The sequence below is a fragment of the Synechococcus sp. LTW-G genome (genome assembly GCF_054459035.1).
Genome location: NZ_JBTKYW010000002.1, coordinates 89,079 through 104,198 on the forward strand (window position 1 = coordinate 89,079; position 15,120 = coordinate 104,198).

A 15,120-nucleotide genomic window follows, 5' to 3' on the forward strand; every position below is an offset into this window, starting at 1 on the left:
CAATAATAAGGCCCGGGATGAACAAGAACTTCGACAAAATTATCCTCACCTCGAATAATACCGTCTTCGAGGCTATTGAAAGGCTGGAGGCGACTGGTTTCCATATTGCCTTTGTTGTAGATGATCAATATCATCTTGAGGGGTTGATTACAAACGGCGACCTGCGCAGGCACCTTTTGTCTGGTGGCGCCGCTAGTGATTCGGTTTTGGCGTGTATGAACAGCTCGTACCGCAGTGTGAATGCTGATGCGAGCAGAGAGGAAATCCTAAAGCTGTTTGATCTGGGTTTTCATGTCATCCCTCGCCTTACTAAAGAGGGCAAACTTCTTGATTTGATTACGCCCGATGTTGATCTCGCCACACCCGAGGCGCCTGTTTTCGCTCGTGCCAGGGCCCCGGTGCGTATCAGCTTTGCCGGTGGCGGTTCTGACCTTACTTACTTTTTTGTAGACAGCCCAGGTGCTGTGTTGAGCACCACATTAGCCCTCTATAGTCATGCCACGTTGATGCCAAGGGCCGACAAGAAGATCAAAATCCATTCCGAAGACCTCGCCACCGATGAAGAGTTCGAAAGTCTGCTGGAATTACAGCAGACAAGACAGAAGAGCCTCCTTAGTTCTGTGGTTTCAGTCGTCAAACCTTCCTACGGTTTAGATTTATATGTGCGTTCGGATTTTCCGGTTGGTTCTGGCTTAGGCGGATCCTCTGCGGTAGCCACAGCGGTCGTTGCAGCTTTTAATGAGATGCGGCTCGATCGCTGGAATAATTACGATATCGCCGAGTTAGCCTTTCAGGCTGAACGTCTCTGTTTTGGCGTAGCTGGAGGCTGGCAGGATCAATACGCATCGGTTTTTGGGGGGTTAAACCTCATCGAATTGGGCAACGGCAAGAATTTTGTCCACGCCCTGCGCCTTGAGGATGCCACTCTCAATGAGTTGGAAGAAAGCCTGATCCTCTGTGACAGCAAAATTCAGCACGACTCGGGATCTCTGCATTTGAAGCAGCGCGAATCTTTTTCTCAGGATCAAAAGACCCTCGCTGTTGAGCAGATGGTTTGCCTCTGTAGGCGTATGCACAAGCATCTCATACGAGGTGAACTTATGGACTTCGGCCGTAGCCTCAATGAGGCTTGGCAGATCAAGCGCAATCTTTCCCCATTAATCAGTAACCAGCGTATTGATGCTATCTACCGTGGTGCGATCAATGCGGGTGCGCTTGGAGGCAAACTCATGGGGGCAGGTGGTGGTGGATTCTTTATGTTCTTTGTCCAACCGCAGTGCCGCAAGCAGGTGATTCAGAAACTTCGCGAACTAGACTGCCATATTTCATTCTTCCGATTTGACGCCAATGGTGTCACATCCTGGCGAACTAAAGTTCATTAGAACAGCTATGACCACTCAAGACCCCACTAGCACATTTTTGATTGATGATTTTGTAGTTGGCGGGCCCGATGTTTTTGTGATCGCGGAGATTGGCAACAATCATCAGGGCGATTTAGACATGGCAAAACAGTTGGTGGAAGCCTCTATCGAGGCAGGAGCTGATTGCGTTAAGTTTCAATTACGCAACCGACAGGCTCTGTACCGTCGGCGGGCCGAAGGAAAAATGACAGAAGATCTTGGTGCTGAGTATATCCAAGACCTGCTTAACAAATTTGAGCTCACTCTGGCAGAACATAGGGAACTTCGCAGGTACTGCGACCAACGCGGGATTCTCTATATTTGTACACCATGGGATGAATGTAGTTTGGATGTGCTCGCCACGATGGATGTCCCAGCATTAAAGCTCGCTTCTGCGGATTTGTGCAATCCTTACCTCATTGCCAAGGCCGCGAAGCTTGGGGTTCCTCTGATTCTCTCAACAGGCATGTCCTTTGAGAACGAAATCCTTCTAGCGATCGATCAGTTGAATCGACTATCCGTACCCTTCGCGCTGCTGCACTGCAACAGCACTTACCCAGCACCAGAAACGGACATCCAGCTGCCTTATATCCGTCGTTTGAAAGAACTACATGGCGTGATTGGTTATTCCGGCCATGAGCGTGGCATTGCGATCAGCCTGGCTGCCGTCGCGATGGGGGCCACTATCGTCGAGCGGCACATCACACTTGATCGCTCTCTAGAGGGTCCCGATCACCTCGCAAGCTTAGAACCAGCTGAATTTCAGGAGTTGGTCAGCGGTGTCCGCTCTGTACAAAGAGCTTTACTATGGGAGGGGCCAGGGAGACATGTAAGCCAGGGAGAGCTGCTTAACAGAGAGAATCTGGCCAAGAGTGTGGTGGCTGCACGGCAGATCAGCAAGGGTCAAATCTTTACCGAGAGTAGCTTCCTGGTTGCCAGTCCTGGACAAGGATTGCCTCCCTATCGACTGCGGGAGTTGATCGGAAAAACAGCTATGAGAGTTATAGAAGAGGGAGAGTTTCTCTATGAGAGTGACATCAGTGGACTTGGTCCAGCACAATATGACTACAGTTTTCCGATCCGATGGGGAATTCCAGTTCGTTATCACGACTTTGCGGACTTCGCGATGATGGTTAAGCCTGATCTGTATGAATTCCATCTTTCCTACCGGGATCTTGCCATTTCTCCCGAGCTCTTTCTTCAGGAAACAGCTTGCACCCGCCTCGTGGTTCATGCACCAGAACTGTTTGAAAACAGTGAGCTACTCGATCTAGTCAGTGATGATCCGGCTTATCGTCAGCGCTCGATCGACAATCTACAGCGGGTGGTGGATGCTACTCATGACATTGCTCGATTCTTCCCAAAAGCTGATTCTCATCTTATTGTTGCGAATATCGGTGGATTTTCGGCAGACGAACCTTTACCTAAGGATCACCGACAGCTAATGTATCAACGCTTTCATGAATCTTGCCAGCTGATCAAATGGGGAGATACCGAGTTGATCCCTCAGAACATGGCTCCTTTCCCCTGGCATTTCGGCGGTCAAAGATATCAAAATATATTTATGATGCCACAGGAATTATCTGAACAGGCAAGCAAGCATGGATTCAGGCTATGCCTAGACCTTGCGCACTTAAAGATGACTTGTAATCATTTTAAGCTTGATTTTGCTACCGCCTTGGAAACTTTACTACCTCTAACAGCTCACCTTCATGTCTCCGATGCTTCTGGCACTAATGGCGAAGGAGTTGTAATGGGTACTGGAGATATCTGCTGGCCACCCACCTGGAAATCAATTTGCAAGCAACCTGGTGCTAGCTTTATTCCGGAAGTGTGGCAAGGGCATAAGGATCACGGGGCTGGCTTCTGGCAGGCACTAAATATTCTGTCTTCCATCACATTCGACGAACAATTGATCGGCGAGTAACTGACATGCGACACTAGTTGATATAAAAAGCATAAATCACTCTTTAAGAGCTCTAAAGGCTATCCTTTTTATTGCGCCTACTTGTATGCAGCCCTCTCTCCATGGGCCCGCTAGCATCACAAAGAAGCAAGCCTAACCATGCTACAATTAGTTAGGCTGCAAGAACGGTGCTACCATTCAAATCTATTTATCATAAGCAATTCCTCAACCTCAACCTCAACCCCAACCTCAACTGTGGCTAACTTAACTGTATACGGATTTGGAAATAGAGGGCGTGATGTTATAGATCAGTTGATAGCACAAGGGGAGCAAGTCGGCATGATATTCGATCGCTCCCCCTCAGCTAGTACCTATCGCGATATTCCAGTGCGAACCCTTGAGGATCCCGATGCGCAGACTGTTGTGCGGGGTTCTCGATGCCTGATAGCTTTACACAATGGCTACGTAGATATTCGTGAGATCTATTCGAATCTCAAAAGTATAGGATCAACTCCTATTTCTTTGGTCAACGCTCATCATTTCGGTCTTTCGCTAAGCCTGTACCAACCATATTGGCTCGATACAGCATCCCCAGGATTTCGGATCTCCGACGATGATGCAGGCTGGATGACCAAGTCTCTCGCCGACGCGAGGAGCGTATCCATCTTTTCTGCGCTTCGGCGGTATCGCGAAACTGGCGAGATATCGGATTGCCCTGCACCAAGCAGCTCTGATGTCTACACCCCTAACGATTTGCATCGATACAATGATCCTGTTCACCTGCTTGACTGCGGGGCTTGCGTTGGTGACGCCTTCACACAGTTTGCAAGGGAATACTCGGTAGCCAGCTACTTTGCGTTTGAGCCAGATGCGACAAACTTTGAAAGACTCGCCAATCGTAAATTTGCTTGCGATAATATAACTATTCTTCCTTTAGGAGTTTCTAGTCGTACAGAGCTTCTTCACTTTCAAGCAGGTAATGGTCACGGTAGTCTGATTGATCCGAGCGGTGAAAGCGTTATTCAGTGTGTGTCAGTAGATGACATCGCAAAATCATATTGTCCTACAGTCGTAAAGTTTGACGTTGAGGGAGCTGAGCGGCATGCGCTTCTCGGCATGCGCAGGCTTATTACTCGTTGCCGTCCAGACCTGTGTGTATCGGTTTATCATCGCCCGGAAGATCTAATATCAATCCCTAAACTGCTAGATGACTGGAATCTAGGCTATCGCTTTTATTTAAGAACTCATGAGCACAATGGCTTTGGGACTGTGCTTTATGCACGCAAAAGCTATGACTGAGTCTAACCAAAGTACCCATTAACCATCCTGCATCTCAGATATGAAGGTTGCTGAATTTCTTATCTCTGTACTCCGAGGCCTTGGTATTCAGCAGGGATTCTCGCTTGTTGGCGGGATGTCAATGCACTTGAACAGTGCAGCATCCTCACAACTCGACATCATTTACTGCAACCATGAGCAAGCGGTAGTATCTGCGGCTGATGGATATGCAAAGGCAGCGGACTTCTCTCTTCCAGGTCTTGCCATCGTCACATCAGGTCCTGGGGTTACAAATACAATAACAGCCGTTGCTTCCGCCTTTTTCGATTCAGTACCTATCATTTTGTTGTCCGGTCAGATAAAGTCTGACTACCTAAATCGTTATAGTGTGCGTAGCTATGGGCCGCAAGAGGTGCCACATGCTGAATTGCTTCGGCCGATTACCAAGCTTACTTTTACATATAATCCCAGTGAAGTAGATAATCAAAGTCTCGCCCAAAACCTAGCATTAGCCATGACAGGGCGCAAAGGCCCTGTTCACATTGATATTCCGCTAGACGTGCAGGCTCAGGACTTAAAGACTGTTTCCGATGTTAATGAAGTGGTCGCAGCGTATCACTTAATCCTTGGTTCAGAAATTGACCATCAAGATACCTTATCGCCTGATGTTCTCAACGCATTAGCTTCATCTCAGCGCCCTGTACTCGTGCTTGGGAACGGTCTCAAGATTGCATCCGTTCCGCAGGATACTATCGATACCCTTGTAAATCGACTTGGATGTCCGATCCTTCTTACATGGGCAAGTATAGATCTTTTAGAGTATTCACACCCCCTATGCTTTGGTTGTGCAGGTGGCTTGGCGGGAGTGCATTCCAATCGTATTTTGCAGGCCGCTGATTTAATCATCTTTCTTGGCACCCGTTTGGATTTGCTCACAACAGGCTTTAGTCCTGAAAACTATGGAAAGAACGCTCGCCGCTTTGTCGTTGAGTTAGACCCAAATGAGAGGTCAAAGTATGCCCACATTCCGAGCATTCAACCCATCGCTCAAGATGTTCGTGTTGTAGCGAGAGATCTTTGTCACGCAGTACCACCTCCTCAGAATATATTACACAAGTGGCTGACACAATGCCGCGCTTGGCAAGCTGAGAACCAAAAAGCAGAAGATCGTGAGTTTGCAGACAAGAAGCTAAGTATCTATCATGTCGCCAACTTAACAAGTGGCTGCAACGCGGCCAGATATATAGTCCCAACAGCTGCAGGTTATGCAATTGAAGGCTTTGCTCGCTTTTACAAAGCATTAAAGAATTCCCGATTTTCTTGGGCTGGCCACGTTCTCGGCAGCATGGGCTTGGCCATTCCTTCGGCTATAGGTGCAAGTGCTCGGCTGCAAACCTGTGTAGTCTGCGTTGACTGTGACGGCGGACTTCTGCTGAACGTCCAAGAACTCCTTACTATTCGCGCCAATCCACAGCTGGCCATAGCAATTATCGTCCTTAACAATAATGGTTACACATCTATTCGTGTGAGTCAGTCACGGGCATTTAAACGCAACTTTGGAGCCGGCCCGGATTCAGGACTCGCTTCAATGGACTTTGCTTCTTTGGCTGAGATTTCGGGACTGCGATATATGCCATGTTCTACCCATGCACAGCTAGAAAACTCCATTAATGAAATCTGTAGTTCCTCGAGGGTTTTCATAGATGTTTTTCTGGACGATGACGATTATCGAGGTCCTGCCATCTCAACCATATTTGATGACAATGGTATCCCCTATTCCACCCCTCTCGAAGAAGTCTCCTGGAGATGAAAACCGCCTTTCATGACTTTTTAGTCGAAACTGTTGCCGACAGTGCAGCTTCCATGAACGCACTGCTTGATGATGTCACCATCTGTGATGCCTTGTATCTAGCGGCAAGTCACTGCATAAACGCCCTTCGTGGGGGCCTGAAGATTCTCATTGCTGGGAACGGAGGAAGTGCTGCAGATGCTCAGCATTTTGCAGGCGAGTTGGTCAGTCGTTTTTCTTTCGAACGTCCGGCACTTGCTGCAATTGCACTCACGACCGATACCTCAATCATGACAGCCGTTGGCAATGACTATGGTTATAATAGTCTCTTTTCGCGTCAGATTCAGGCTCTGGGTGTATCAGGAGATGTATTTATTGCGATTTCTACTAGTGGCAATTCTCAAAATGTCCTTTACGCACTACAACAGGCCAACGAGCAAGGTCTCACCACGATTGGTTTGACGGGTCGTACGGGTGGAAAAATGAACTCACTTTGCGACACTTGTATTTGTGTGCCTTCAGACTCCACTCCTCGCATTCAGGAATCTCATCTAGTGCTTGAGCACACCCTGTGTGCCTGGATTGAACAGGAGCTGTTTGGGAAGGAGGACAACTCATTATGAACGCAGTTGTGCTCTGTGGCGGTTTGGGCACACGCTTGGGAGAGCTCACAAAGGACACACCAAAGCCTTTGCTTGATGTGGCTGGCCAGCCCTTCGTTACCCATGTTCTTGAACGACTTCAAAGCAACGGCGTCCGCCACGTTTGCTTGGCCGTGAGCTTTCAATGGCAAAAGATACACTCAACTCTTGGAGAAAGCTGGAAAGGCTTGCCCCTCACATATTCCGTTGAAGACACGCCGCTTGGCACTGGTGGGGCAATCCGCCGAGCTCTCACGACCATGGATTGGTCGGAAGCGCTAGTCACCAACGGCGACACCTTTGTCGAGGCCAACCTGCGGCAGATTCAGGCGTTTGCACACCGTTCCCAGGCTGATGTCGTCTTGACACTCAAGCATGTGCCTAATGTCGCTCGCTATGGCCGCGTTAACCTTCTCCCTAGTGGACGAGTCACTTCGTTCAACGAAAAGGGCAAAAGTGGACCCGGATTCATTAATGCGGGTCTGTTTTGGCTTCGAAGTGATCTTCTTACAGGCATTCCTGACGATGTCTTTAGCTTTGAGCATCATGTTATGATGAAGCATCTCCCCCGCATGGTCATATACGGCTTAATTACCGATGGCTACTTTATAGATATGGGTATTCCTGAAGATCTCAAGCGTGCCCGTCACGAGGTCGCTCTTTGGCAATGACTCATCAGAGGCCTGCCCTCTTTCTAGACCGTGATGGGGTTATAAATGTTGATTATGGCCACGTGCACGAACGAGAGCGATTTCATTTCGTTCCTGGCATCTTTCAGCTGGTACGCACTGCCAATCAGTACAATTACCAGGTCATTGTTGTCACCAACCAGTCAGGCATTGCTCGTGGCTACTATACACAAGAAACATTTTCTCATTTAACACAATGGATGCTTGAAACCTTTAATGCTGAAGGTGCTCTAATCACTGCTGTTTATCATTGCCCCCACCATCCGACTGAAGGGACAGGTCCCAATACGATGACCTGTCAATGTCGCAAGCCTCAGCCTGGTTTATTCTTTCAAGCCACGGCTGACTTTGATATTCTAGTGCCTCATTCAATCATGATTGGTGATAATATCTCCGATTTGTTGGCAGCACATCGTGCTGGCATTACGAACCTCTTCCTGTTTAACAATACGCAGAACTCCTTGGAAAGCGCTTATCTTATCGATTCAGTCTCGGCGATTTCAGACTTATCCGACAAAGAGTTACTTCGTCTCATCCGCTCCCACTAGAGTCCAAAATTCCAACCAGCATTCTTTGTTGATGACGAAATCTTCAGTTTTGCTGTGGACAGGCGCCACGGGTTTCTTTGGCCGTTCTCTTTTGCGTTATTTGCAAACTCATGGACCTAGTACGACAGAGTGGCATTTTCTTAGTCGTGATCCTGATGCTTTCGCGCGTCGTTGGCCAGATCTTGCATCTCTTCCGCAGACTACATGGCATAAAGGTGATATTGCTACGGTTTCTGCTGGCGATTTCCCGCCTCTCACCCATATTGTTCATGCAGCTGCCGACTCTACAAATATTAGTCACCTTACCGCTTTGGAAAGGTTTGATCAGATCTCCTCAGGAACGCGTAATATCCTCGAGTTGGCTGCTCGCTCAGGTGCAAGACGCTTCCTGATGATTAGCTCTGGAGGCGCCTATGGAACCATTCCACATGGCAGAAGTAGTGCGGCCGAATCTGACCACTGGATTCCAGATCCCCTTGCACCTTCTAGTGCCTATGGGATGGGTAAGCGCATTGCAGAGCACCTCTGCGCTCTTTACGCCGAAGCTCACCCCATCGAATTTGTTGTTGCCAGATGTTTTGCTTTTGTAGGTCCCGACCTGCCACTTGACGCTCATTTTGCTATTGGCAACTTCATTCGTGATGCCCTTACAGCTGATGTCATCACCGTTCGCGGTGACGGTAGTCCGCTGCGGAGCTACCTTTACCAGAGTGATTTGGCGCATTGGCTTCTTGCATTGCTTCAGTACGGACGTCACGGCCAGGCTTACAACGTTGGCTCAGATGAGACTCACTCCATAGCAGATGTTGCGTATCTAGTTCGTAATCTCCTTGCGCCAGATAAACCTGTTCAGTTCCTTGGCGAGATCGACAATGCTGCTACCCGTAGCATCTATGTACCCGATATTCGCAAGGTGCAGGAGGAGCTCGGTCTCAAGGTCGCTGTTCCTCTGGCTGAGGCAATTCAACGCACTGGATCTGGCTTTCAACCTCCAAACCTGCACGATCTGCGCTTGTAACATTCATGATATGTTGATTCTTCAACTTGTCCCAATATGTTCATCCATGCCAACGCTAATATCTAGCTCCGGATCGATTGAAGCTCGTACCATTACCACTTTACTTAATGATCTATCTACAGCCATCCACCCTCAGTTATCCTGTGCAGAGGACTATCCTTCTGAAGCAATCACTCCTCATCCTGCTCCCTACGCCTTTAAATCGTCAGGTTAGATCCAGAGATTAACTTGAGCAACCAGTGAAAAGCTTCTCTCAACATCCTGCGATCCTCGACCGGCTTTGAACTTAACTTCTAGTCCAATCGATCTACGTATATGCCGAATCTTCTCCTACTGCCACCTGAGGAGAACTCTTTCTCTAAGCATGCATCTGAACTTCTTGCCTCCTCTCCAGGCCCTGACTGGTCCGTAATTAAGCGAATCTGGAAGGCGATCGGCACTTATCCACTGGACAGGGATTCTATTAGCTTTCTTCGTAATCAAGCATTAGACAACCGCCCATGTGACCTCTTCTTATTTAAAACACCCCTAGTCATCATTTACAGGTGGCCTAACGGAGAGCTTAGGTACTTTCTTATTCTTAACAACAGTTACTTATGTGAATCGAAGGAAAGTGCCGTCTATCTAGGCCTCTTTCCTTTTATTGAGCCTTTAGATGCAGGCTTTTCTGTTGATCTAGATCGATTTTCTTGTGAGCGTATCCCTGGCCGAGTTGCATGGTTGCCAATCAATGCAAATTACAGCCATTTTCTTGCCGACTATGTGGGCCCATGGAGTTCACATGTCTCTCATCTCCCACTCACTCGATCCTTGTTGGTCTTGACGCCTGATCTACTGAAGCCGTGGCAGGAAACAATGCTGGGTTATCTTGGCATGAAAAATTTCTTACCATGTACCGTACCGACTGGAGCTGCTCGTGTCTTCATGCCTGATGAGTTGCTCGTACCAGTCGCCGCTAGTCCACTGTCTTCTCTCTGGTCACTGAAACAATACCTTGGAACTATTCTTAGCTCAGCCTTTAGTAACACTGTAGATAAAGACCAGATCGTCTTTCTTGTTCGACGTGATAAGACTGCCATGCGGATACGCAATGGTCCTGAGCTTGATCAACTGGTTATTGATCGTGGAGGCCATCTGGTAGACCCGACACATCTTGATTACAGCCAAAAGGCCAATCTCTTATCTCGAGCCAAGATCATTATTGGTGACGGCAGTTCAAACATTAATGCATCTCTTTTCATGAGTAGTGCCTCAAATTACATTGGACTACTCGACCCACTAGCAGCCTTTGACCCACGATTCCTTTCTGGGGGATGGTCATATGGCAGCCTCATCTCAGATCGTTCTTACAATGTACTAGGGACAGATCCAGAAGTCTTGCCTGGATCACCCCTCTGTTCAGCGATTTATGACCTGGATCAAATCTCCCAACTTATTGATAAACTTCAGGACTTTCCTTAGCCTTAACCCCTAGCATGCGCTTATGACGTACTTGCAACTCGTGTAATCCGGCATTTTACGTCATCTCTTTGTAGGTGGCTCATTTCCTCTCCTCGTGGACTTTGGAATATGTGTTTTCCTATTTGCCGGCCGCCTTCCTAGAACCTGAACTGTCAACGTAGACTTATGCTTGGTCGCCTCCCAACCACCGCGACATAGTAAGGTATAGCGCTTGCAATAAAGCCTGGGTTTGCACGCCGCATCTAATGCAAAGCATTTAATCTAGGATTAAATGCTTTCCGGACATCACTTCTAGACCGTAGCCCTGACTTCTAGTTACTACCCTGTATTCTTTTCTCCCAACTCTTCTAGTCACACCCTTCGCAGTCCTTCGGCACCCGCATCCTTTGAACATTCTCCATAACCACCTACCGAATGTCGATCAATCTTGCAGAGTTATCACACTCAGTAAGCAGCTCCTGTGCGTACTTAGATGCCTCTACTATTCTCTCTGCGGCCCTAAATATGCTGTACTTATTGCTAGACCTGGGCCCGTTCGCTGATATTCGTCCGGCGGCTATTGTCGGTTATTGTCTTCGTACAACTGGAATATAACGTATTAGCCCTGACCAATCTACCTTGACCATCTTATGTTTGCTGTATTGATCAAGTGTATTCCTAAGCGCCATCTTTGAATGGCTTGATGCATCGAGCTTTTTATGGCGTCATCAGTGACATTGATCTTGACTGCCGAAGGAGTAGATCTACAAATGTACCTTAAGTGCTTCATCCATTCTACATGACTCCTACTAACTCACTCGCTAACTTTCAGAGTTCCACGCTATTAAGTCATCTAGTGTTCCTGGTTGACCGTGATCTGATGTTAACAACCTCACTTGCACCTGTAATCGTCCAATGGTACCTGAAGCTCTGAATCGCTGACTTCCCACGCTATATTGCATCCTTCACAACATACTGCGATGTCTTATCAATGACTGTTCAACTCACTCTAGCGACAACATCACTACTAATGTCGGCTGTATGGTTGATCTCAATTACATTCCGAGAGACGTCTATGAATAACGACATCCCCTTGCCCTGATGAACACTAACAACCTTCGACCACTCCCAACGTCTCATGCTTGACAAGAACTTCTAATCGAGCAATGATGGCTATGCAGTCGCCAGCACTTTCTTACTAGCTCTCATTATCATTGGCGATTTCCACTTTAAATCATCATCACTGTTCATGAGCCGAATCCCTGACCTTGCAGTCGAAGTTGGTTACAACCATATGGGATCTGTCTATTTACTCGAGTCTATGGTTAGGGATTCATGCTTACTTGCGGATCGTCTTACCTTTCAGTACAGGGACATTTCTAATCTCACTGACCAGCGCTTACAGCTTAGCTTTCAGGTCTTGGTTGAGATGAAATCTTATGCACGTTCTTTAAACCCCGCCCTTCGTATTGGTTTGGCCATAGATTCTGAGGACGGCTTTCTCAAAGCGAGCGAGCATTTTGACTTCTGCAAGATCCTTTCCGTGCAGGCCACCGCTCCCTGGCTTTCCAGTCTTGTGTCGCCGGATAATACCTTTCCCGTTTATGTCTCTCTAGGTCTTGCGTCTATGTTTGCACTAGATGAGTCTCACCCTCTCCTTACAAATACCCTGAGCACCCATCCTATCTATACCTCATTTTCCCTAGACGGTTCCGATATCTCCAGTGCTGAGCTTACCGAGATATCTAACAAGTCGTCTTCAATTTCATTTGGTTCACACCAAGAGGGCACCGACTTCATAAAGCTTGTTTGTGATTCCCACGACTGTGACATTGTATTTGCCTATCTTTCAGCATTTACTGATAAGTGCTATAATCCTGACTCCCTCCATTCTCTTACTATTAATGAATTAAAAGATCTCAAGTCATATTTCGTTCGTCGACATCAATTTCTGTCGCAACCTCCTAGGAACAACTATCAGCAGTACAAGCCTGCAAGTTAACTATGATGAAAGAAGCCCTTATCTTGGGATCTACAAAGGGGATTGGTCGCGCTTTCTATGAAGTTGCCACCTCTCTCGGATACAATGCACTACCTGCAGGAAGAGACCTTTTCGACACATTACGCGATACTTCTGAATTCAGTACACAAAATATCGCAGCAGAAATCTCAGCTCATGTTTATGACTTAGTTATTCTGAACACAGGTGGACTTCCTGTCCTTGACTTCTCCGAAGAATCCCCAGTGGGTGATATAAGTCTTTATAAAGATGCCATTAACAGCTATTTCCTCTCGTATGTTGAGCTTTTCACTCATCTCAGGGTAACCCACAATGCCAAACTGATTATGGTATCTAGTCATGTTATCCATAATACAGAATCACGACTTGCTCACAGTGCCATTGCTAGAAGTGCTTGTGAGATATTTCTTGCCTCGCTTCCTAGAATCCTTGATAAGCCACAACTAGAAACACTATCGCTCAGATTTGGCCCTGTCGCCACTGACAGACTAACTAGTCTCTTAGTAAACGATCACAAATCTTTAGATGATCTGGCATCTAAGCTACCGAGGAGACATGTTGCGAATATCGAAGACGTAAAAAAGCTTGCTGTTTTTCTCTTGTCCGGTGGGACTACCTTAATTGGCAGCACTTATCTCAATATCGATGTCGGGATTCAGATTTCCAAACAGCTTGGCTTCACAGATTGAGTGTTGTCTTCTTGATCAGTGGTATTAGTACCTCGCCGTAAAAGTAATCATCTTTAAGTCTTCTGTACCTATCCAGTAGATCACTGCTATCTAGTGAGCTGCAGCGTAGCTTGTCACTAACTGTTCTTGCTTCACACAGTATGATGTCAAAAAACCTAAGTATCACGATCGTCACAGCATTCTCTACTGCGAGGATCTTGGTCTCAGGATCTATCTGAAGCTTAGACAGTCCAATAAAGTAAGACTTCGCCAGTGAGCACATATTCGTCATGTCTAGTGGATATCCTGACTCTCCATTGGTCGAACCATAAAGAACTTGTACTTGTTCAACTCTTAGCTCATCCATGTCCTTTAATTTTGCTTCGACTTCTCTACAAGCAAAATCAAGTCCTGCGATGCCTCCAAAGTATGCCATAGATGTTGTTGATACATGGTCTGAACCATAGCCGAAGCTATTGACCAGTGACTTACACGCGTCTGTCCGGTATAACCCCCATAATGGTTCGTTTGACGTGTACAACCAATTCACGATATCCATCGAGTCAACATCTGAAAGTCCCATGCGCATTCGCTCCTTTTTGTCTGGTGCAGAGAGACAGAACACTTCTGGTTCAGAAAACAATCCATCCTTCACATTCCTCCCGTACGCAAGGTCATAACCCTTATGACTCTCCAGAAACAGATATAGCTTCAGCACGGCAAGGTCATCGGCTATCAGATCGTTCCCGCTTGCGTACAACATATATTCGGTGAAAGAGCTCTTGCTAAGAATATTGCCAGTTGTGTGCGGGCCAAGATTCGACCTTGTCCTCACAGCGTTGAAATTAGAATGGGTGTATTGATAATCTTCGATAAACTCCCAAGATCCATCGGACGAACAGTTGTCCAACAGAACAACCGAAAGCCTTACGCCTTGTTGACGCTCTAGAGATTCTAGCACTCTTGGTAATATTTCCACATTGTTATAATTAGGTATCGCAACTGTGATTAATGGTGCATCAATCTCTTTGCTGATAGCTCTAAAGTCCTGTCGTATAAACTTCTTGTGCCTTTGAAATAGTGCCGACGATATTGCCTGCGCATCGTCGTACGAAATCATCTGTGGTTACCCTCTATATCTTCTTTCTATCTTACCCATTCACCTCCCTTGTCAACCGATCCTCACAAGCCGCTTCTGCCGGTACTTCTCGTACCCGTCCCGGTCTCTTCCGGGTACTACTGCTGGCGCGTCGGCGCGTTCGTTGTTCCTTGAAGAAGCCGCTATGTCGTCTCTACGCTGACCTATATCTCCCTGCCTTCAACCCAGATCCCTTAAACAAGATCCCTCGCTGTGACTAATGTGCCCATTGCTTCCAGCCCCCTTCTAGTCACTATTTCTTTTCGTTCGTTCCTTGTTATCCTCCTTGCCTCTGGTTCTTAGCCATGCCCCATCCACGAAGGCTCCGCGTTTAATTGGTACTCAAGACTTCGTATCGCCACTACTCCAGGTATTGCATGCCGGTCTAATCGTCGTATACACGCCATCTTTAATCTTTCACTCCTGCTGCAGCTTCTCGTTCCTCCAGGGTGATTGTCTTTTCAGGTAACTTGGCTCCATTCGCAACTCTAAGTCTTCACCCAGGTCGCCTTTATCCCCCAAAAGAGTGTTAATACTCTTAAAAAATCGCACTGCTGCTGCATCTGTCTGTACTTGTTTGACCTG

General features: G+C 47.2%; 12 protein-coding genes. 11 read left to right on the forward strand and 1 reads right to left on the reverse strand.

Features of this window, described 5'->3' with window-relative positions:
- The first annotated feature begins 17 nt into the window (after positions 1-17).
- From ACXIQ9_RS04420 to ACXIQ9_RS04470, 11 genes are all read left to right on the forward strand, one after another.
- On the forward strand, positions 18-1,382 hold the full coding sequence (locus ACXIQ9_RS04420; protein WP_459015873.1) for a GHMP family kinase ATP-binding protein: 1,365 nt from the start codon (positions 18-20) through the stop codon (positions 1,380-1,382).
- Between the two features lie 7 nt (positions 1,383-1,389).
- On the forward strand, positions 1,390-3,327 hold the full coding sequence (locus ACXIQ9_RS04425; RefSeq protein WP_459015874.1) for an N-acetylneuraminate synthase family protein: 1,938 nt from the start codon (positions 1,390-1,392) through the stop codon (positions 3,325-3,327).
- 234 nt (positions 3,328-3,561) lie between these two features.
- The gene (locus tag ACXIQ9_RS04430) at positions 3,562-4,605 is read left to right on the forward strand and encodes an FkbM family methyltransferase (RefSeq protein ID WP_459015875.1); all 1,044 of its coding nucleotides are present in this window, start codon (positions 3,562-3,564) and stop codon (positions 4,603-4,605) included.
- A gap of 40 nt (positions 4,606-4,645) precedes the next feature.
- Positions 4,646-6,394 (forward strand): thiamine pyrophosphate-binding protein, encoded by a 1,749-nt coding sequence (locus ACXIQ9_RS04435; RefSeq protein WP_459015876.1) that lies wholly within the window; start codon positions 4,646-4,648, stop codon positions 6,392-6,394.
- A complete protein-coding gene (locus tag ACXIQ9_RS04440) occupies positions 6,391-6,996 on the forward strand; it encodes a D-sedoheptulose-7-phosphate isomerase (protein ID WP_459015877.1) in 606 nt (201 codons plus the stop codon). Before ACXIQ9_RS04435 ends, ACXIQ9_RS04440 begins: the two co-directional genes overlap by 4 nt.
- Positions 6,993-7,685 (forward strand): nucleotidyltransferase family protein, encoded by a 693-nt coding sequence (locus tag ACXIQ9_RS04445; protein WP_459015878.1) that lies wholly within the window; start codon positions 6,993-6,995, stop codon positions 7,683-7,685. The genes ACXIQ9_RS04440 and ACXIQ9_RS04445 overlap by 4 nt, the downstream gene beginning before the upstream one ends.
- The gene (locus tag ACXIQ9_RS04450) at positions 7,682-8,251 is read left to right on the forward strand and encodes a D-glycero-alpha-D-manno-heptose-1,7-bisphosphate 7-phosphatase (RefSeq protein ID WP_459015879.1); all 570 of its coding nucleotides are present in this window, start codon (positions 7,682-7,684) and stop codon (positions 8,249-8,251) included. Before ACXIQ9_RS04445 ends, ACXIQ9_RS04450 begins: the two co-directional genes overlap by 4 nt.
- Before the next feature lie 31 nt (positions 8,252-8,282).
- Complete coding sequence (locus tag ACXIQ9_RS04455) at positions 8,283-9,269, forward strand: NAD-dependent epimerase/dehydratase family protein (protein ID WP_459015880.1); 987 nt, start codon at positions 8,283-8,285, stop codon at positions 9,267-9,269.
- A gap of 315 nt (positions 9,270-9,584) precedes the next feature.
- Positions 9,585-10,730: a glycosyltransferase 61 family protein gene (locus ACXIQ9_RS04460; protein WP_459015881.1), complete on the forward strand. Its 1,146-nt coding sequence runs from the start codon at positions 9,585-9,587 to the stop codon at positions 10,728-10,730.
- Between the two features lie 1,228 nt (positions 10,731-11,958).
- Positions 11,959-12,711, forward strand: coding sequence for a hypothetical protein (locus ACXIQ9_RS04465; protein WP_459015882.1), 753 nt, complete (start codon positions 11,959-11,961; stop codon positions 12,709-12,711).
- A gap of 5 nt (positions 12,712-12,716) precedes the next feature.
- On the forward strand, positions 12,717-13,418 hold the full coding sequence (locus tag ACXIQ9_RS04470; RefSeq protein WP_459015883.1) for a Rossmann-fold NAD(P)-binding domain-containing protein: 702 nt from the start codon (positions 12,717-12,719) through the stop codon (positions 13,416-13,418).
- On the opposite strand, the gene ACXIQ9_RS04475 is transcribed toward ACXIQ9_RS04470, so the two are convergent.
- Complete coding sequence (locus ACXIQ9_RS04475) at positions 13,408-14,517, reverse strand: glycosyltransferase family A protein (RefSeq protein ID WP_459015884.1); 1,110 nt, start codon at positions 14,515-14,517, stop codon at positions 13,408-13,410. The genes ACXIQ9_RS04470 and ACXIQ9_RS04475 overlap by 11 nt on opposite strands.
- Positions 14,518-15,120 lie beyond the last annotated feature (603 nt).